18 protein-coding genes are annotated in these 19209 nt (G+C 40.8%); 14 read left to right on the forward strand and 4 right to left on the reverse strand.

Annotation, left to right across the window (positions count from 1 at the left end; all coding sequences use genetic code 11):
- Positions 1-25: 25 nt before the first annotated feature.
- Positions 26-502 (forward strand): GNAT family N-acetyltransferase, encoded by a 477-nt coding sequence (locus AC0YN7_RS01790; protein ID WP_475808230.1) that lies wholly within the window; start codon positions 26-28, stop codon positions 500-502.
- Positions 503-1132: 630 nt separating this feature from the next.
- Here the strand turns inward: AC0YN7_RS01790 and AC0YN7_RS01795 are convergent.
- From AC0YN7_RS01795 to AC0YN7_RS01810, 4 genes are all read right to left on the reverse strand, one after another.
- A complete protein-coding gene (locus tag AC0YN7_RS01795) occupies positions 1133-2005 on the reverse strand; it encodes a carbohydrate ABC transporter permease (protein ID WP_475808231.1) in 873 nt (290 codons plus the stop codon).
- A gap of 23 nt (positions 2006-2028) precedes the next feature.
- Positions 2029-2886, reverse strand: coding sequence for a carbohydrate ABC transporter permease (locus tag AC0YN7_RS01800; protein WP_475808232.1), 858 nt, complete (start codon positions 2884-2886; stop codon positions 2029-2031).
- A 122-nt stretch (positions 2887-3008) separates the two neighbouring features.
- A complete protein-coding gene (locus tag AC0YN7_RS01805) occupies positions 3009-4376 on the reverse strand; it encodes an ABC transporter substrate-binding protein (protein WP_475808233.1) in 1368 nt (455 codons plus the stop codon).
- 463 nt (positions 4377-4839) lie between these two features.
- On the reverse strand, positions 4840-5445 hold the full coding sequence (locus tag AC0YN7_RS01810) for a DUF2087 domain-containing protein (RefSeq protein ID WP_475808234.1): 606 nt from the start codon (positions 5443-5445) through the stop codon (positions 4840-4842).
- Between the two features lie 234 nt (positions 5446-5679).
- On the opposite strand from AC0YN7_RS01810, the gene AC0YN7_RS01815 reads away from it, so the two are divergent.
- The 13 genes from AC0YN7_RS01815 to AC0YN7_RS01875 all read left to right on the forward strand — a co-directional run bounded on the left by AC0YN7_RS01815 (position 5680) and on the right by AC0YN7_RS01875 (position 19206).
- Positions 5680-6126, forward strand: a complete 447-nt coding sequence (locus AC0YN7_RS01815) for a carboxymuconolactone decarboxylase family protein (RefSeq protein ID WP_475808235.1) — start codon at positions 5680-5682, stop codon at positions 6124-6126.
- A gap of 104 nt (positions 6127-6230) precedes the next feature.
- On the forward strand, positions 6231-7172 hold the full coding sequence (locus tag AC0YN7_RS01820) for an RNA polymerase sigma-70 factor (protein WP_475808236.1): 942 nt from the start codon (positions 6231-6233) through the stop codon (positions 7170-7172).
- 44 nt (positions 7173-7216) lie between these two features.
- Entirely contained in the window at positions 7217-7345 is a 129-nt protein-coding gene (locus tag AC0YN7_RS01825) for a hypothetical protein (RefSeq protein WP_475808237.1), read from the forward strand.
- Between the two features lie 16 nt (positions 7346-7361).
- Positions 7362-7679 carry a nucleoside triphosphate pyrophosphohydrolase gene (locus AC0YN7_RS01830; RefSeq protein WP_475808238.1) on the forward strand — a complete coding sequence of 106 codons (318 nt, stop codon included), beginning with the start codon at positions 7362-7364 and terminating at the stop codon, positions 7677-7679.
- A gap of 80 nt (positions 7680-7759) precedes the next feature.
- Positions 7760-8107 (forward strand): hypothetical protein, encoded by a 348-nt coding sequence (locus AC0YN7_RS01835; protein ID WP_475808239.1) that lies wholly within the window; start codon positions 7760-7762, stop codon positions 8105-8107.
- Positions 8108-8403: 296 nt separating this feature from the next.
- The gene (locus tag AC0YN7_RS01840; protein WP_475808240.1) at positions 8404-9099 is read left to right on the forward strand and encodes a response regulator transcription factor; all 696 of its coding nucleotides are present in this window, start codon (positions 8404-8406) and stop codon (positions 9097-9099) included.
- Positions 9096-10487, forward strand: a complete 1392-nt coding sequence (locus AC0YN7_RS01845; RefSeq protein ID WP_475808241.1) for a sensor histidine kinase — start codon at positions 9096-9098, stop codon at positions 10485-10487. The genes AC0YN7_RS01840 and AC0YN7_RS01845 overlap by 4 nt, the downstream gene beginning before the upstream one ends.
- Positions 10488-10499: 12 nt before the next feature.
- On the forward strand, positions 10500-11279 hold the full coding sequence (locus tag AC0YN7_RS01850) for a hypothetical protein (protein WP_475808242.1): 780 nt from the start codon (positions 10500-10502) through the stop codon (positions 11277-11279).
- A gap of 436 nt (positions 11280-11715) precedes the next feature.
- Complete coding sequence (locus AC0YN7_RS01855) at positions 11716-13092, forward strand: ABC transporter substrate-binding protein (RefSeq protein ID WP_475808243.1); 1377 nt, start codon at positions 11716-11718, stop codon at positions 13090-13092.
- 97 nt (positions 13093-13189) lie between these two features.
- Entirely contained in the window at positions 13190-14308 is a 1119-nt protein-coding gene (locus tag AC0YN7_RS01860; protein ID WP_475808244.1) for an ABC transporter ATP-binding protein, read from the forward strand.
- Between the two features lie 14 nt (positions 14309-14322).
- Positions 14323-17313, forward strand: a complete 2991-nt coding sequence (locus AC0YN7_RS01865; RefSeq protein WP_475808245.1) for an extracellular solute-binding protein — start codon at positions 14323-14325, stop codon at positions 17311-17313.
- On the forward strand, positions 17303-18298 hold the full coding sequence (locus tag AC0YN7_RS01870) for a carbohydrate ABC transporter permease (protein WP_475808246.1): 996 nt from the start codon (positions 17303-17305) through the stop codon (positions 18296-18298). Before AC0YN7_RS01865 ends, AC0YN7_RS01870 begins: the two co-directional genes overlap by 11 nt.
- The gene (locus tag AC0YN7_RS01875) at positions 18295-19206 is read left to right on the forward strand and encodes a carbohydrate ABC transporter permease (RefSeq protein ID WP_475808247.1); all 912 of its coding nucleotides are present in this window, start codon (positions 18295-18297) and stop codon (positions 19204-19206) included. The genes AC0YN7_RS01870 and AC0YN7_RS01875 overlap by 4 nt, the downstream gene beginning before the upstream one ends.
- Positions 19207-19209 lie beyond the last annotated feature (3 nt).

Consider the following 19209-nt stretch of genomic DNA (forward strand, 5'->3'; position numbering starts at 1 on the left):
TAGACATAACAAAAGGAGATTCAAAATGCCGACGATTATCGAGAAACGATTTGATCAAGAAATGCAAAATATACTACGTGATTTAAGCTCTGGCTATCATGCAGGTGAGTTGAGTAAAAGAGAAAGCTCGGAGCTGCCGAAGGATATCTATGTCATTGAAGTTGAAAATAGTATGGCAGGGTATGGCGTGATTTGGGAATATAATAGCGGCAAACAGCTCGTTCATAAGGCGGAAAATTATTATTTCAGCCCTGATGAGAAATATTTAGAAAGTGACTTCTATATAGATATCAAAAACAAAACCGACTTCATATTTATTGAGGCTTTGGATGTTCTGAAGGAATTTGAAGGCAAGGGATACGCTGCTTACTTTATGAACTGGTTAAAAGAGAAATACCCGAATAAAAAAATGTATGTGTATACGCTAGATAATACAAGGAATTTTTGGTACAAACAAGGATTTGAAGCTTTAGGGAGTACGGTATGGATGACTTATAATTAATGTTATTAACTCAACTTTCGCAGATCAAAAACGATCTGGAAATGTTTATATCCATGCGATTTTGACCTCATATTCAAGAGGCTTGACAAAGCGTAAACGTCTGTCGTCTTCCTTGGCGGCAAAGCAATGTTTCGTGCTAAATGTTAAGCCTATTATTAGAGTGAAACTTATAAATTCTTATTATAAAAAACGGACGGTTTGAATGGAATTTGTACAGTCTAATCGTCTTTTAATCCATTTCCTTTGTGTTTGAATGGAATTTATCCACTCTAATACGACGCTAGCAACCTTTTCAGGACCAAACAGTCGATTTGACTGGATGAAATACAGTCAAACTCCAACCCGGCGCTTAGAATGAAATTTTGATAGGATAAAATACAGTCAAACTGAGATAATCATCTACATCTATCCCTCATACAAGGTAATCCATTTTTAATTAACACTCATTCAAACACAATCCCAGCAATGGATCGCGTGTTTGCCCAGCCACATCAAGGGTTACCTGCCTATTTTAGGATGCGAAAGTTGAGTTATTAAAAAGGGCTTTCAATTAACAATTGCTAATCTACAAAAAAAGGCAAGTCAAGGAGGATAACGATCTCATTGACTTGCCTTTTTAATGTTAACTTACTAGCCTTTAACAGCACCTTCAGTTAAACCCTTCTCAATAAATTTCGAAATGAATAGATAAATAATCAATACAGGTATAACGGTAAGGGCTACTGCTGTTGCCATGAGACCGAAGTCAGTTCCATATTGCGAGCTGATTTCATTCAACAAGGCTACAATTGGGCGTACGCTCTCTTTATTAACAAAGATCAATGCAGAGAACAAGTCATTGTACGACCATAAGAACACGAATATACTTACCGATGCGAAAGCCGGTCTGGATACCGGGAAAAAGATTTTAATGAACATTTGCCATCTGTTGCAGCCGTCAATAAACGCTGCTTCTTCCAGCTCCTTAGGGATGGTAGCCATATAGCCTGCAATAACCAATGTAGCAAAGGTTAAATTACCAGCGGTTTGCGGCAAGATCAATCCCCAATACGTATTAACTAAACTCGTTTTAATGAGAATCTCATATACAGGAACGACAGTAGCAAAGGCTGGTACAAGCAAGGTTGCGTAGAGTAGCGAAAAAATGGCTCTCTTTCCCTTAAAGTTGAATCTAGATAATACATAGGCTGCTAGTCCGCCTAGCAATAATACGAATAATACTGTGCCTCCAGACATGATCAAGCTGTTAATGTAGCTTTTTCCTATCGATATTCGATCAAATGCATTCGTATAGTTAACTAACACCGGGTCCAAGGCTAATGAAAAGGATTTATTCATAACATCACTTGATATCTTGAATGAGTTGTTAACTATCCAGAATAGTGGATATATTGTCGTTAGGGACCATGCTGTCAACACAACATACATGAGGGTGGTTCCTAAACTAAACCGGCTTTGTTTTACTCGCCGAATTTTATGTTCATCATTAATGGTTTGTTGCATAAAAGTACACCCCTAATAACAGCTTAGTATGTGATTTCTTCGCTTTTTAACAAACGGTTGGCAAGCAAAGCTAGCAAAACACCGAAAACAACCATATAAATTGCAACAGTTGAGCCGTAACCGAAGTTTTGATCGACCATCGCTTTCTTATACATATAAGTTCCCAATACTTCTGTACCGTTCTGACCTCTTGAAACGACCCAAATGAACTCGAATACCTTCATAGTACCGGTAATAGCCAATGTAATAACAACCTTTATGTCACTCAAAATCAAAGGAATCGTCAGCATCGTCGTTTTCTTGAAACCTGTAATCCCTTCAAGCTTAGCCGCTTCATAATAATCAGCAGGGATTTTTGACATCGCCGTCAAAAATAATACAAAATAAAAACCAACATAATGCCATACCGTAGGAACGGATACTGCTTTCAGAGCATTACTTTCACTGAGCCAAAGCACTTTCTCTAATCCAAAGCTAGTTAAAATACTGTTTAATAGACCAAAGTTATAGTTGTAGAAGAGAACGAACAGTAACGAAATCGCTGTACCAGAAATAACAACTGGGAAGAAAAACACGGTACGGAAAAAGCCCTTGAACTTCGTAATATTATCAACGAGTACGGCAAGTATCAGCGCGATACCAACTTGAAAAACAATGACATAAAGCATAATTTCTAATGTGTGCAATGTTGCTGCACCCAGCAGCTTATCCGATATCGCCCGTTCATAGTTATCCCAACCAACAAAGTTCTTTTCAAAGAAGCCCGTTGTACGATAAAAGCTAAGATATAAACTTTTAAAGAACGGATAATAAATAAAGATCGACATTAAAGCTAGCATAGGGAACAAAAACATCAAGATATACTTTTTATCGCCCTTCATATTTATCACCTTTGATGTTTATTTTTCTTCCAGTACAGTTTAAATGATTACGCCGCCCGCACAGAGAAGAGGGGCGGCATATATCGTATTAGATCATAATGCTTATAATATTGAGACTATTATTATTTTTTAGCAGCAGCTGCCACTGCAGCATCCTCAATTGCTTTCGCTTCAGTAAGCGCCTCAGCAGGTGACTTCTTGCCAGTTACAACTTTTTGAACGTTTGCACGAAGTGTTGAGAAAGTTTCAGGTGAAACTTTGCTATCTACTGGGTTGTTGATTGAAGCGGATTTTGCAGCCATTGCAAAGCCATCAAGTGCCGCTTGTTTCAAACCATCAATTTGCACTTCAGCGGCAGGAGTACCACCGTTAGCAGTAGCGATTTTTTGAATAACAGCAGGAGAAGTCATATGTTTCAGCAATTCAACAGCAGCGTCTTTCTTATCTGCATTATCATAAGTAGCCTTAGGCAGGTAGAAACCAGAGCCGAATCCGCCAACAATGTCATTACCGCTGCCAGCTCCGCCTGGTACTACAGGGAAAGGAAGAACAGTAGTATTGTCAATTACATCTGGTTTGTCGCTCCAACCGCCAAGTGCCCATGAACCTTCAAGAATCATTGCTGCTTGACCTTGGCCGTAGTAGTTGGAAGCCATACCAAGATCGATTGTTGCAGCATCTTTAGGGAACGCGCCAAGATCATAAAGTTCTTTCATAGCCGCGTAGCCTTTTTCCCAGTTCGGTTCAATTCCATCCTTCAAGCCTTTATCTTGACCAGCTGGACCAGCTGCTGAAAGAATGAAATGCTCGATGATATAATGAGATTGGTCAAATGGAGCAGCCAATGGCGTGATGCCTTTAGCAGATAACGTCGAAACTGCTGTTTTCAACTTTTCCCAATCTGTAGGAAGCTCAAGTTTGTTATCAGCAAATATTTTTTTGTTAACGAACAAACCTTCATAGAAGCCAGTTAGTGGAGCTGCATAGATGTTGCCATCTTTTTGTCTTGCAAACTCAAGAGCACTTGGAGTGAAGCCAGCTTGCCACTCAGGATTAGCGTCAAGTACTTCATTTAGTGGAACTACTTTGCCTGCATCTATGAAGCCTTTAGCGTCAGCACCGATAAAGTAGAAGAGTAGGTCCGGCTCGTTGCCGCTGTTCATATCTGTGTTCACTTTAGTTCTGAAACCGTCATCATTAGCTGACATAGTGTCATTCACGATTTTTACGTTAGGGTTTTTCGTTGTAAACTCATCTAGAGCAGCTTGGAAGCTTTCACGAGCTGCATCGGTACCGCCAAATGTGGAGAATACGCGTAAAGTGATGTTCTTTTTAGGAGCTTCGGTTTCTTTAGGAGCATCAGTTGCTTTCGGGCTTTCACTTGGAGTGCTGCCGCCATTGTTGCTATTGCCACCATTGTTGCCACAAGCCGCCAAAAACATGGTGAATACTAACATCACACTCATAAGAACTAACGACGATCTTTTCACTTTGTAAATCCCCCTCAAAATTGTTTTTTGAAACAGGTTTGCTTTCTTGGTTGCCTACACAAATCTTATGACATGCGCAAGGAAGCGTCAGGGGGTTCATTCATCTAAATAAGGGAGAATATCCTAGGATAGAAATCATCTTTTTTTACCCTTTTTTCAAAACAGGCGACTATTTGATTTCCTTTTAATGGAACATCCACTCGAATTCATGGTAATAAATAGTTAAATATACTTGATAGCACTGTGCTGGCTTAGAAAAAACAGGATTGGCATTTTATCTAGTCATCTAACTAAACATCAGACTGCGATTTTTAGCAGATTCCTAAATAATCAAATATTGTCCCTTGTCATTTTTAATTATTTGTATACTATGTCTCGTGACTCCCAAGCATCTGACCTGTTTAATGTAGATAAAAATAAACCACTCCTAAGTTATGGAGTGGTTTATTGTTTGAATTTATCATCACGTTAAATCTTCCCACCTCGCCCACATTTCTTGTGGATTTAACTCGTAAATTTGATTTTCTCTAAACATGAATTGATGCATAATAAATTCCCTTCGTATTGTTGCGAAATCTTCATGGAAGTTTTTAATAAAATCATTGATTTCCTTCTCGCTGTACTTTCGACCAATTTCCAACTGGATGACTAGATGTTCCAATATAATAAGTTTTTTCTTCAGTTGAACGGGCATACTTTTCAATTTTCCTGCAGGTGTAATGAAGTTTTTAATGACGGAATCCTTTATGCGCTTATGATCTTCATGCAAAATATCCGTACATCCTTTGGAATTAGCTTTTTTATAAATCAAATTTTGTGTAGCGGTGGCGTTATCCTTGATGAAATAATGGTTTAGAGAAAAATAGATCGTGTTTTTATCTCTACGCTCGTTAATCAGACTAGCTTCACGCAGTTTCGTGGCATGGTGAGTTATTGTTGCGGGTGTAACACTTAGTTTTTCCGCTAAATGTTGACCATTAAGTTCTCCGTCAGCAAGCAGAATTAAAATTTTTATTCTTGTAGGGTCTGCAAGAGCCTTATGATAGCTGACTACCTTATCCAATTGCATGGGTTACAATCAACCTCCTATATCCTAATTTAACAAGTGTCTAATTTAAAGGTTATTAAATTAGATGATAGTATATTAGAGATAAACTGTCAAATAATAAGAAAATTAAACTGGAACTTATTTTGGATTGAACTAATGTGAAAAGCCGACTGTCATTCCTATATTTTATCGAAGTGTCACAAAATGAATAGGTTATTTGTCTAATAGGTATACGACAATGAGGAGGAGAATGAAATGAGCCTTAGATTCAACTATCGAACAGCTAATAAACCGGCATTTCAAGCTATGCTGGCATTCGATAAATATGCAAGCAATAGTAGTGTGGATAAAGTATTGTTCGAGTTGGTGAAAATTCGTGTTTCCCAAATTAACGGGTGCTCTTATTGTATCGATTCACATGCAAAAGATTTGATGAAGATGGGCGACCATGCGGATCGAATCCTACTGCTGAGCGTATGGCGGGAAGTTCCACTATTCACGGATAAGGAAAAAGCCGTACTGGAGCTCGCAGAATATGTGACAAATATATCGAATGCCGGCGTACCGTTGTCGGTATACGAGAAAGTCAGGGAGCATGTAGAAGAAATCGAATATGTAGACTTAATTATGGCCATTAATGTAATTAACAGTTGGAATCGGATTGCAATCTCTACCGGTATGTTTCCTGGATGTTTTAAGTGATAAAATGGAGATAAACGGTACTAGAAAGCGTCAATTTTTGGAGCCATCTTGGCTCCTTTTTGGCATTGTAGCAGGAATAACCTAAGTAGAGAGCAGGTGGCGCGTTGAAAAGTTCAATTATTGAGGATGATTTTCATGCTTCTGAACTTTCCGATCTAGACGATCTGTATCGGACATATAAAACATATGCATTTTCCATTGCTTATCGAATGCTCGGAATCGTATCGGATGCAGAAGATGCGGTTCAAGATTGTTTTACAGAGCTTCAAAAGAAGGAACTGAAAGAAATCAAAAATATAAAGGCCTATTTATCCAAAGTGATGACGAACCGCTGCTTGAATATTTTGCAATCAGCACATAAGAAAAAAGAAGTATACATCGGAGAATGGTTACCTGAACCAGTGATTGAACAATATGACTTGCCTGATCAGACTGTAGAACGTAAAGAAACTCTATCTTATGCTTATCTTGTCATGCTTGAACGTCTTACCCCGACGGAAAGAGCCGTTTTTTTGCTAAGGGAAGTATTTGATTTTGATTATGATACAATCTCAGATATTTTGGTTAAGTCAGAGACGAATTGTCGGAAAATATTCAGTCGAGCGAAACGGAGTATGCTTGCCGACTATACTGCAACTATAGCCTCGAAGTCAGTAAGGAAAATGCTCGTGGAGAGGTTTGTTTCTGCCTTCGATAATTATGATATAGAGAAGATGTTGGAGTTGCTGGCTGAAGATGCTGTACTTATCACTGATGGTGGAGGTAAAGTACGTGCAGCTATTAATCCAATCATTAACCAAAAGCGTGTTCTATCCTTGTTAACATCTCCCCGAGCTTTTCAAGCAATACGTAAATGGGATACTTCGATTGTGGAAATTAATAAGGAGATTAATATCGTTTATACTTATCAAGGTACTGTGAGAGGTGTAGTTTGTTTTGAATTGACGCTTGAAAGGGATCGTTTTCAAAACCTGTATATCTTATTAAACCCTGATAAATTAGATCATATTGATTTTAATCTTGTTCAAGCGTTAAAAATGCAATAACTTAAGTCTTTCCTCGCTTATAAAGTCTGAGAAAGAAACGCCAAATGCCTATCCATCCGGGATTTGAAATAGGAGAAGAGTTAGTTGAGTCTGAGAGGTCCATTATCTATCAACAAGCAGAAAATAGGATGCATGTTCAAAAGTCTTTGCTACTGTATTTGCTAAATCAGTGAAAAGGGGGATGGATTAATGATTGTCTATAACAAACTAATACGGGATAAAATTCCACAGATAATAGAGGAAGCAGGTAAAAAAGCTAAGGTTAGTATATTGGATGAGGATGAATATATGGAAATGCTAACTATTAAACTTCAAGAGGAACTAGATGAATATAAAGTAGCTAGCGGTGAGGAACAAATTGCGGAATTAGCTGATTTAGTGGAGGTTGTTTATGCGATATTAGATAATCATAACGTCAGTATAGCGGAATTTGAAAAAATTAGACTATCCAAAAAAGAAGAACGAGGTGGTTTTGAAGAAAAGTTGTTATTAAATAGCGTAGAGTAACCTTTGAAATCCTAACTGGCTTTGTTGTCTTAATTTAAGCCTCCTCGGCATAAATATGTGTTAAGAGGAGAGTGAATAAAGTGGACAATAAGGTTAAACGCTTTTATCAATTGAAGCAAAAGCAGAAAGAGATAGAACAAGAACTAACAGAATTACGAAGCGAGATCATAAGCCATTGTGCAGAACAGGATGTTTCCGATCTTGAGGTCGGAAGCTATCGGATTAAGCTTGTCCGTCAAGAACGGAAGGAATACGACGATAATAAGCTCTACGAGTCGCTGCCTGACCTAGAACTATGGCGTATGTTATCCAAACCGGATTCATCCAAGATAGCAAGCTTGATTAAATTGAATGTCATTTCGGAAGAGAAGATTAAAGATACATTTTCGATTAAGAACATAACGCTGCTGCAAGTGGATAAAAAGTGACTGATTCGTAATCATTAACTATAAAAAAGCATGAACCTAGCAACGAGTGAGTAAGAGAATGCTAACCATTTCGACAGGGTTGGAGCTCTCATCACTCGTTTTTTCTTTGTTTACATAGAGTGAAACCATAGAAATATCCTTGACGATTGGCAAGCTGAGGGATACGATAAAACCAAAGGTGCGCCTTTATCTGGGTATTATGGATGTCGTAACCTTCTTTTTTCTTAGAGGATAAAGATGTCCTTTTTTAATAAATCATTCGATGAAGCTTCATGAAAAGGGGAAAGAAATAAAACATGGAGATACTAATCGTGGAAGATGAAACATCAATACGAGACGTGCTGCAATCCTACTTTGCAAATGAAGGTTGGAAAGTAACCGTTTCCAAAAATGGGAAGGATGCTTTGGAGAAGGTAAGGACAACACGTTTTGATATGGTTGTGTTGGACTTGATGCTTCCAGGAATTTCAGGTGAAGAAGTATGTAGAAGCATTAGACAGTTTTCGAATGTGCCTCTCATTATGTTGACTTCGAAATCAAATGAAAATGATACGATTAATGGTTTGAATTTAGGAGCGGACGACTATATTACCAAACCATTTCGTATGAAAGAAGTAATTGCTCGTATATATGCTCTGCAGCGAAGGATACAGTTGATCACACCGGGAAAAGCAGTCCAAAAATTCAATCGCGGCCGATTTATTGTTTATTTTGAGTCCAAAGAAGTCATTGTTAACGGCCGATCTGTCAATTTAACACTAACAGAGTTTAAAATCATAAACATTCTTACCAAAAACCCGGGAAAATTGTTTAATAGACATGATTTATCCTTTGAGGTTCAAGGATACCGTTTTATTGGTGACGATCGCACTATGGATGCACATATCAAAAACATTCGTAGAAAAGTGGAGGAGGATCCTAAAGCTCCCACTTACATTAGTACAAAGGTTGGGGCTGGATATAAATTCAATTTTCAGCCAGATGACGAATGATGAAGCTTCCTGTTGTATTTAAAAAAACGTTGCCTGTCTATTTTATTGTCCTTGCAGCGTTATCTATCCTATTGATAACTACTATGTATATTCTATTTAATGTGCTATGGGGTCATCTTCTAACCAAATATAAAACGGAGTATTTAAAGGATCAAAGTCTTAAATTAGCTTACTCCTTCCATGACAAAATAACAAAGGAGCCGCCGACTGAACAAGAAATTTCCTGGGCATACAGCTTGTCTGAGCAATTTTCAAGCTGGGTGCGGTATACCAGCGCTTCTGGCAATGAAGTATGGCTAGACTCACTTACTGATCAGCATCCTTTGTCTAAACCCTACGTTGTAGAATTTCCTATGATTACTGATGGCGAGCTTATAGGCAAGCTTTCGATATATTACGATCTGAGCAAAGATAATTTTTTTCCGTACTTCACGATTTTGAATAATAATGCACTGCAATACGCAAGAAACGTCTTTTACTGTATGCTGTTGATTTCATTAATTATTAGCTTCCTTCTAGCTCTAAAGTTGTCCAGACCACTTCGAACGAGCTGGAAAAAGGCTAATAGGATATTGAGTGGCGATCTTGAAGCAAAGCTTCCGCTAGTCGGCACACTAGAACATGTAGAATTGGTTCAGACAATCAATTATGTGTTAATGGAGTTTAAACAACAGGAGAAGTGGCGCAAACAACTTATGCAGGATCTGACTCATGAGCTTCGTACACCGCTAACGTCTGTGCTCTCGCGTCTGGAAGCGATGTCAGATGGCATTTATCCCTTAACAGAAAGTAATATGAATAAGATTTTCTCGGAAATAGAGCGGTTGTCACGTCTGGTGAAAGATGTGGAAAGGTTATCTGAGGCTGAAGGAGCACGCTTTACTTTAAACTTAATGCGTGTCGATATGATGATGCTGCTGAAGGGTGTTCATGAGAACTTTTTTTTCCTTGCTCAAGATAAAAACATTACTTTTACTATCCATCAGGTGTATGTTCCATGTTATGCCGAAATTGATCCGGATCAGGTGATTCAAGTGCTATCCAATATTATTTCAAATGCGATCAAGTATACCCCTCGCGGGGGGCGTATCGAAATTGGTCTGGTGCCAGAGGAGCATGAAGCGGTGATCTACTGCTCGGATAAAGGTATTGGTATTTCCAGCGAAGACTTATCCTTGATTTTTAATCGTTTTTTTCGTGTGGATAAGTCTCGTTCAAGAGATAGTGGTGGACTTGGCGTTGGACTTAGCATTGCACGTGTTCTCGTAGAGGCACATGGTGGAGTGATGAGCGTGGAGAGTGAGCTTGGGGAAGGCTCAACATTCACAATTCGGTTACCGATCGTCTATAAAGCGGATCGCCAAGTCTTGGATGAACCGGCAAGCTAAGGAGGTAAGGTCATGCTCTTCCGTAATGCGTATGCCCAGTTGAATAGAAACTGGACAATCATTTTATACCCAATTGTTCTAGATATCTTTGCTTTGTTGGCAGGGTGGAAGCTCGGTGGGTTTAGCGGAGAACAGAAGTGGTCATTGAAATGGTTGCTCAATATGGGCTTACCATCATTAAGTCATTTATCCAATATCCCTTTATTCGCCAATACGATGGATTTTTTAAGAATATTTGGTCAAGAGGGGTCTGCAGTTTCCACTGTAGTTATTTTTCTTTTGTTGCTCGTTCTTTGTTTTGTTCAAGGTGGTTATATCACAGGATTACATACAATAGCATCGGATAATAAACCAAATTTGGCACAGTTCTTTCGCAATGGAAAAGCCTTCTTTATTCACTTCCTCCTATATAATATGATGGTTTATTTATTAAAAATAGGTTTCACACTTGGATTAACGGCATTTCTTGGGTCGGCAGGGCTCTTTCTTTCCTTACTCGTCTTTATTGCGCTTCGTATCGTATTTATATATTTAGAGTTTACGATGGTTGTCGATCGGTTGTCTTGGGATCAAGTGCTTGGAAAAAGTAGAGTGTATTTCAAAAGCTCGTTATCTCAAACCAGCGCTGCCATACTTGTTATGTATGTTAGTTCGGGGTTACTCAGCCTTCTGCTGCACCGATTGTGGAGTATAGAGGCGGTGATCGTAGGAGTGATCGTTTCCGCTTACGTCATGACGGGAATTCAATTGGCTTTCATGATGATTTTGGGTCAAACGAAGGCAAGGTTATAGACAAGTTATCTCAAAAATGAACACCGACCTTGTATATTTTATACAAAGTCGGTGTTTTATCCTTTCAGGGGATTACTGACAAGGGATGACAACATTTGCTGTCTTTACGTTTCTTATTGTCTACTTTTGTACTGTTCTTCACAGCAAATTCACACAGATCTCACCGTATCTTCACAGGATCCCTGTTATGATCAATTTAGAAAATGATTATCCACTTCATAACATCCGCTATTCTACTTCTTAAAGAAACAAAGGAGGAATTAAACGTTGCTCCGAAGAGGAGTAAACGAGGTGTGAGGTGAACGAAAAAGATTAAAGGAAAATGACTACGCTTACAAAATGTGATAACGGTTCCATACATGGCGTTAAGCTAGTCTGAATGGAAGCTGCTCGAAAGATTTAATAGTCGCATTTATTTGAAAAAGGGGGATTTTGAATGAACTACATTTTACGAAACAAAGTTGTACTCATCAGTATCATTGTACTGTTAACCCTCATCACCGGTGCATGCTCAAATGGAGGAAGTAATAAGCCAAGTAATAAACCCCAAGAGACCGCAGCGCCGAAAGATACGGCTGCAGCTGAGACAGCCAAGCCTGAGCCGCCGGCTGAGCCTGTAACGATCTCTGTAGCTTATCCGTGGGGTGAGGAGCAGTTTAATAATCGGTTTGGTCCGCTTGATGAAAAGCTGGAAAACATCGTTATTAAATGGATGGATGCTGCAGCTACGTATGAACGCTTGCAGGAGCTATTCGCTACTGGGGCTGAACCAGATATTATTATCGGAAATCATGGCTTTGCACCGTTAAACAGTCTCGATCTTCCAGAACCATTGGACGAGTTGATGGCAGCAAATAATTTTGACGAATCAAAGCTGGATCCATCACTTGTCGCTTATCTTCGCGCTCAAGATCCGGAGGGCAGACTTATGGGATTCCCTGATGGGCAAGGCGGGATATCACTATACTACAACAAAGAAATATTTGACCTATTCGGTGTTGCATATCCGGATCCAGAAAAAAGCATGACATGGGATGAGTTGCTCGAGTTAGCTGCCAAAATGACGGCTGAACGCGATGGGAAAAAATATGTAGGGCTGGAGTTTGGCTATGGTTCTAAGGATGGAGATACGTTGGTTCCATTATTAGAAATGGCCTTGAATAAAACGGATCCAGAAACAGGAGAAGTTCGCATTACGACAGATCCTGGATTCACAAAATACTTTGAATGGTTGAAAAAGTTTTATAGCATTCCAGGTATCATCGGTGAGCACACTAATGGAAAAAGCCTTTACAGGGAAAAGCTGGCAGCGATTTCTGTGTACTGGAATGGATCTCTCTTGGGCTTGGGAGACGCTGAGTTTAGAAAAAATTTGGATGTTGCTCCTATTCCGGTGTGGGCAGACGCGCCAACAAACGGTCCAATCATCGGTACTTCTCCAATGATTATTACGAAATTTAGTAAGCATAAAAACGAGGCATTTCAAGTGCTTGCAGAGTATATGTCGGATGAGAATCAGTCGAATATTGTGAAGAAGATGGCTTCTGGCCCTGCGGTTTCCAATCCAGAAATTCGTAAATTGTACGGAACTGACCGTGAAGAGTATACAGGTAAAAATACAGGTGCTTTTTTCAAAGTATGGCCGGCTCTCCCGAAAGAAAAATTCAGCAGGTATGATCAATATGTTGATTTAGGTGGTAGTTTAGCTAAGTTCGCCGATTCTGACAAGGATATCCCTACGTTCTTGCGTCAAGTGAAGGAAGAATCGGAAGCCAAAATTAAAGAAGCATTAGCGAGCGGAGCATTGAAATAACGTAAATGCAACTGTAGGTAAACCCGGATGATCGAATAATAAACTGCTAGGGGAGGGGCTTGCTCCTCCCTGCAGGTTGCGAAAGGGAGATTAGTCGTTGGCCAAAATATTATTCAACCATGTGTATAAACGATACGGGAAATATAAAGATGTGGCTGTTAACGATTTTAATCTTCATGTCGAAGATGGTGAATTTCTCGTTTTTGTAGGACCTTCAGGTTGCGGGAAGTCTACGACGCTGCGAATGCTTGCTGGACTCGAAGATATATCGGAAGGGGAAATATATATCGGTGACAATGTCATCAATGATTTCTCGCCTAAAGATCGAGATATATCGATGGTGTTCCAAAATTATGCCCTATATCCAAATTTGAGCGTGTATGAGAATATTGCTTTTGGCTTAAGGCTGCGCAGGCAGCCTAAGCACGAGATCGACTTAGCTGTGAAGCGAGCGGCTCGTGTATTGGAAATCGAAACTTTTCTCGATCGCAAACCAAGGGAATTGTCTGGGGGACAGCGACAGCGTGTCGCGCTAGGAAGGGCGATTGTTCGCACTCCGCAGGCTTTTTTGTATGATGAGCCGCTATCAAATCTTGATGCGCGGCTGCGTGTGCAAATGCGATCAGAAATTATTAGCTTGCACCGAAAAATGGGAGTCACGTCGATTTATGTAACTCATGATCAGATTGAGGCAATGACGATGGGGGATCGGGTCGTCGTTATGAATAAAGGTGTCATCCAGCAGGTTGATACACCAGAACGTGTTTACAATCGTCCAAACAACATCTTTGTGGCCAACTTTATCGGAAATCCTCCCATGAACTTTATTCCAGGTAAATTAGTTGTGGCGGAAGGCATTCTAGAATTTCACACTAGACGGTTTGCGCTGCGGCTAACGGATATACAAGCGAGTCAGATGAGAGAGCAAAATCTGATCGATAGAACCGTTATCTTGGGCATTCGTCCAGAGCATATAAGCTTCGAGGAGAGTGAAATCGAGAAGCACACGGACGCACTCATCTCAGGAGTGCTGGAATTCGATGAGTTTGTCGGATCTGACCGATATTACCATCTCGATATTGGCATGGAAGGTTTATTCGTTGCTAGAGCGCACCCTCGCTATCATTTCAATGATGGTATGAAAGTGACAGTTGCACTCGATATGGATAAAGCACTGTTCTACCATAGGGAAACGGAAAAACTGTTGACGGATTGACTGGAGGGAAAGTGATGGCAAGACGAAATGTGAAGAAAATAGTCAGTCTGATGACCTTCGTTGCATTATCGCTTACGATCATCAGCGCCCCGCATCATCAGCAGGGGAGTTCGATGGCTTATGCAGAGGAAGGGGCGACTTCCAGAGCAGTATATGAGGAAAGTGAGCTGCCGTCCAGTCTCTCTCCTGAACGAAATGAGCCATTCTATTACGAGGTTCATAAGCAATGGGAGAAAGATAGTGTTCCAGCGGGGACACAGACCATAGAAGTGACCTCTAGTCAATTTTCACGAAAATCAAACGATGCCGAGGTCGGCTCCTACAAGGAGAAAGATAATGTATTGCTGCTCTCCAAGTCAAGAGGATGGGTTGAGTACGAAGTAAATGTAGAGCAAGCGGGCTTATATGAGCTTAACGCCATGTATAACCCGATTGTTGTTGCTGAAAGCGGCGGTTTACAGCGCATTTTATTAGCTGTTCAGTTGAACGATTCTTATCCCTATGTGGAAGCCAGGTCGATGATGCTAGAGAGAAGCTTTAGCGATCGTAAACCGGAAAAATATGATGACAAAGGCAATCAGATACGATCCTTGATCGATGAAACGACAGACTGGAACGTTATGCCGTTGCGGGATACAAATGGAGCGTACGCAGAGCCAACACTTTGGCATTTCAAGAAGGGCAATAATATCATTCGCATAGAGGCGATGCTGCAGCCATTTGCACTGCAGTCGATTACGTTGAAGCCTCAAGCAGCGATTCCCTCTTACAAGGATGTTAAAGAAGCGGAGCCTGCATCTCCAACTCAAGACAGTGTCTCAGTCATACAACTCGAAGCTGAACAATTCAGTATGAAAAATGCTTCTTCGATTCAAGTTCAATATAATCGCGACCCTTTAACGACGCCAAAGTCGCTGAATACGATAAAATTCAATACGGCTGGGGGCTGGAGTTGGTATAAAGGCGGGCAAGCCATTACTTGGGAATTCGACGTCCCTGAGGACGGGTTATATAAATTAGGCATGCGCGCGAACCAGAACTTTCGCTCTAATTTGTCTGTCTATCGGACAATATCAATCGACGGTAAAGTTCCGTTCAAAGAACTTCTACACTATCCATTCCCTTATAGTTCGCGCTGGAAAGGGATAACTCTGCAAGATACGGAGGGCAAGCCTTATTCGTTTTATTTGACTAAAGGCCATCACACCCTTCGAATTGAGGCTAATTATGAGCCCTATATGCCACTTCTTGTTCAAATGGAGAGTATGCTGGACGAATTCCGCGATGTATCGGCTGATCTACGGACGGCTACAGGCAACCGAGAGGATCGTTATCGGGTTTGGGATGTTGAGAAGGATATACCGGGAATAACGGATCGTTTACATCATTTGGAAACCCAATTGCATGAGCTTTCTGATCAGATGATCATATTGAATGGAAGGGTAGATTCAATCTCTCAATCGTTTCTATCGAGCGCCAAAGATATCGAGGATATGCTGAGTAATCCGAATTCCATTCCAAATAGTCAGTTGGCGATCGGAACACTGCAGGAAAAACTAGTTAGTCAGCGCAGAGATTTGATGGATAGTCCACTTGAGCTCGATAAGATTGTTATCGCCCCCGTGGATGTGGATTTTCCAAAAATGACGGCGAAATGGTGGGAGAAATTGAAAGGGATGTTCTCATCACTAGCGTATTCTTTCGATGATCGCAATTCGATCGGAAGCGGTAAAAAGAGCGATGTAATCGACGTATGGATGTTTTGGGGTCGAGATTACGTTAATGAGCTTCAGACACTAGTGGATACGGAGTTTACGCCGAAATACGGTACTAAAGTAAAGATCAATTTAGTGCAGTCTCCGGATTTGCTTATTCTTGGTAATGCAGCCGGAGTTATTCCAGATGTAGCGCTTGGTGTTTCAAGCGGTATGCCCTATGAACTTGCCTTGCGAAATGCGGCCTATGATTTATCGAAGTTGCCTGGGGCCGATGAGGTGTTGAAGCGTTACAGTCCAGGTACCATGCAGCCGTATTATTATGATGGAGGATATTATGGTTTGCCGGAAACCATGAATTTTAAAGTGCTATTTTATCGAAAAGATATTTTAAAGCAGCTCGATTTGACAGTGCCGAATACATGGGATGATGTTTACAATATGATCCCGACATTGCTGCAAAATGAATACAACTTTTTTATCGAACCTGGTGATTTCTCGTATTTGTTTTTCCAGAACGGTGCGGATTTGTTTACACCCGATGGGTTATCGACTGCGCTTAATAAACCAGAAGCCTTCAACGCCTTTAAACGCTGGACTGATCTGTTCAATATGCATGGTCTAGAGCAGCAGGTACAAAGCTTCTACAATCAGTTCCGCAAAGGAACGATTCCAATTGGGATCGCAGATTTTAATCAATATATGCAGCTGCTAGTTGCCGCGCCGGAAATTATGGAAGATTGGGCTATTGCGCCTGTGCCTGGAACAGTAAGTGAAGATGGCACGGTTTCCCGCTGGATTGGAGGCTCGCAATCGGTAAGCTCAATGATGTTCAAAGCGACTCCAGAGAAGAAGCGGACGCAGGCTTGGGAATTTTTGCAATGGTATTTATCGGATGAAATCCAGACGAAGTTTGGCTTGGATCTCGAACAGTATAGCGGTGAAGCGTTTCGCTGGAATTCTTCGAATATAACGGCATTCGCCAATATGCCGTGGAACCCTGACGATTTGGAAGTATTTCTTGAACAGTGGCGATGGATGAAGGAGTTCCCAAATGTACCTGGCGGTTATATGGCTTCACGTGAGCTAGGATTTGCATGGAACCGTGCGGTAATTGATGGTGAGACGCCTCGACTCTCGTTAGAGAAAGCAGTGAGAGAAATCAATAGGGAGCTTATCCGGAAGCAAAGAGAATTCAGGATTATCGACGAGAACGGCAAAGCATTAAAGACGCTAGATTTGCCGCAGATCGTGGAGCCTTGGGAAGGTGCGGAACAATATGTCAAGTAAAGTGCATGCGAATACGCAGCATCTCCCGGAACAAAAAGTCGTAGTACGAAAAGTTAAGAGAGATACGAAGTCGAAGATTGTTGACTTGTTGGCCGATATATGGAAAGACCGTTTATCTTATTTATTTATTACGCCGTTCTTTGCAATGTTCGCCATCTTTATCGTCATACCTATCGCGGTAGGGCTCATGCTGAGCTTTACTTATTTTAACGCGATCGAATTTCCGACTTGGATTGGATGGCTGAACTTTCAAAACTTATTTTCACAGGATATTATTTTTTTGCAGCATGTCTTGCCCAATTCGTTCAAATTCTCATTATTTGTAGGGCCATTAGGATATATATGCGCTTTCTTGCTAGCTTGGTTTATCGCTCAACTGCCAAGCACTTTACGGATGTGGTACGCCTTGGCAATATATGCTCCTTCATTGACGGGAGGAATTGCGATCGGTGTCGTCTGGCAGGTGGCATTTACTGGTGATCGTACTGGGTATATCAATAGCTTCTTACTGAAATTTGGTTTGATCGAGAAGCCGATCCTGTTTCTTGCGGATAAAGATTATTTAATGAACATTATGATTCTTGTATCGATCTGGGGCAGTATGGGGATCGGGTTCCTTGCTTTGCTCGCCGGTATTCTAAGTGTCGACAAGCAGCTCTACGAGGCGGGCAAAATTGACGGTATTGCGAGCAGATTGCAAGAAATATGGTATTTAACGATACCGTCGATGAAGCCGCAGATGCTGTTTGCAGCGGTCATTTCTATCGTAGGTACACTGAAATCGGGGGGAGTCGGCACATCAATGGCAGGTAATCCAACACCGGACTATGCAGGCCAATTGATGATTAGCCATATCGACGATTACGGCTTTATACGGTATGAACTTGGTTATGCGAGTGCTATTTCAATCGTGCTGCTCATTATTATGTTGCTGCTGAATCAACTGCTCCGCCTCTTATTCGCTCCGAAGGAGGATGAGGAATGAAGCTGAGCCGACCCACTATTAGCAAGAGATTTGTATATTTTCTTGAAGATTTGCTCTCACAGGTAAAGAGTATCGATCGAACACAAATCGTCATATTGATTATGTTGACACTTCTGTCTATTTTCATGCTGCTGCCACTCGTTTATTTGTTTAATCATGCGTTTAAACCTCTTCACGAGCTGCTATTGTTCCCGCCCACATTTATCGTAGAAGAGCCGACATTACAAAATTTCACTGATTTGTTAGCGCTGACACAAAGTACAGCTATTCCGGTAAGCCGTTATATTTTCAATAGTGTCATCGTGACAGTTCTCGCTACAATCGGAATGGTGTTTACTGGGGCATTATGTGCTTATCCGCTATCCAAGCATAAGTTCCGAGGGAATAAGTTGTTCTTTGGCTCGATTATGGTTTCACTTTTATTCGCCACGGAGACCATTGCAATACCTCGTTATGTTGTTGTTCAAAGCTTAGGAATCATGAATACATATCTCGGGCATGTTCTGCCCATGATCGCTCTGCCAGTCGGAGTATTTCTGTTAAAACAGTTTATGGATCAAGTTCCGGATGAGCTGATCGATGCGGCCAAAATTGATGGAGCTTCGGAAGTACGTATTTTTTTACGTATCGTTATTCCGCTGGTCACGCCAGCTATGGCGACAATTACAATAATCGCGTTCCAAAGCGCTTGGGGTAATTCCGAAACGTCAGCGCTGTTCATGCAGGACGATGCGATGAAAACATTGCCTTTCTACATGGGCACATTGACATCGAATTTGGCTAATTCAGTTGCTAGACAAGGTGCAGCAGCTGCGGGAGCACTCATTATGTTTTTACCATCGCTAATCATTTTTCTAGTCAACCAGCGCAAATTTATCGCCACGATGGCGCATTCAGGAATCAAGTAAACG

Source organism: Paenibacillus sp. J31R122, assembly GCF_056269185.1.

What these genes read in the sequence shown, in the direction of transcription:
- AC0YN7_RS01870 (WP_475808246.1), top strand. Translation starts at nt 17,303, where the DNA reads ATGTCAAGTAAAGTGCATGCGAATACGCAGCATCTCCCGGAACAAAAA.
- AC0YN7_RS01840 (WP_475808240.1), top strand. Translation starts at nt 8,404, where the DNA reads ATGGAGATACTAATCGTGGAAGATGAAACATCAATACGAGACGTGCTG.
- AC0YN7_RS01815 (WP_475808235.1), top strand. Translation starts at nt 5,680, where the DNA reads ATGAGCCTTAGATTCAACTATCGAACAGCTAATAAACCGGCATTTCAA.
- AC0YN7_RS01865 (WP_475808245.1), top strand. Translation starts at nt 14,323, where the DNA reads ATGGCAAGACGAAATGTGAAGAAAATAGTCAGTCTGATGACCTTCGTT.
- AC0YN7_RS01810 (WP_475808234.1), bottom strand. Translation starts at nt 5,445, where the DNA reads ATGCAATTGGATAAGGTAGTCAGCTATCATAAGGCTCTTGCAGACCCT.
- AC0YN7_RS01790 (WP_475808230.1), top strand. Translation starts at nt 26, where the DNA reads ATGCCGACGATTATCGAGAAACGATTTGATCAAGAAATGCAAAATATA.
- AC0YN7_RS01855 (WP_475808243.1), top strand. Translation starts at nt 11,716, where the DNA reads ATGAACTACATTTTACGAAACAAAGTTGTACTCATCAGTATCATTGTA.
- AC0YN7_RS01795 (WP_475808231.1), bottom strand. Translation starts at nt 2,005, where the DNA reads ATGCAACAAACCATTAATGATGAACATAAAATTCGGCGAGTAAAACAA.
- AC0YN7_RS01850 (WP_475808242.1), top strand. Translation starts at nt 10,500, where the DNA reads ATGCTCTTCCGTAATGCGTATGCCCAGTTGAATAGAAACTGGACAATC.
- AC0YN7_RS01845 (WP_475808241.1), top strand. Translation starts at nt 9,096, where the DNA reads ATGATGAAGCTTCCTGTTGTATTTAAAAAAACGTTGCCTGTCTATTTT.
- AC0YN7_RS01825 (WP_475808237.1), top strand. Translation starts at nt 7,217, where the DNA reads ATGCCTATCCATCCGGGATTTGAAATAGGAGAAGAGTTAGTTGAGTCT.
- AC0YN7_RS01830 (WP_475808238.1), top strand. Translation starts at nt 7,362, where the DNA reads ATGATTGTCTATAACAAACTAATACGGGATAAAATTCCACAGATAATA.
- AC0YN7_RS01800 (WP_475808232.1), bottom strand. Translation starts at nt 2,886, where the DNA reads ATGAAGGGCGATAAAAAGTATATCTTGATGTTTTTGTTCCCTATGCTA.
- AC0YN7_RS01875 (WP_475808247.1), top strand. Translation starts at nt 18,295, where the DNA reads ATGAAGCTGAGCCGACCCACTATTAGCAAGAGATTTGTATATTTTCTT.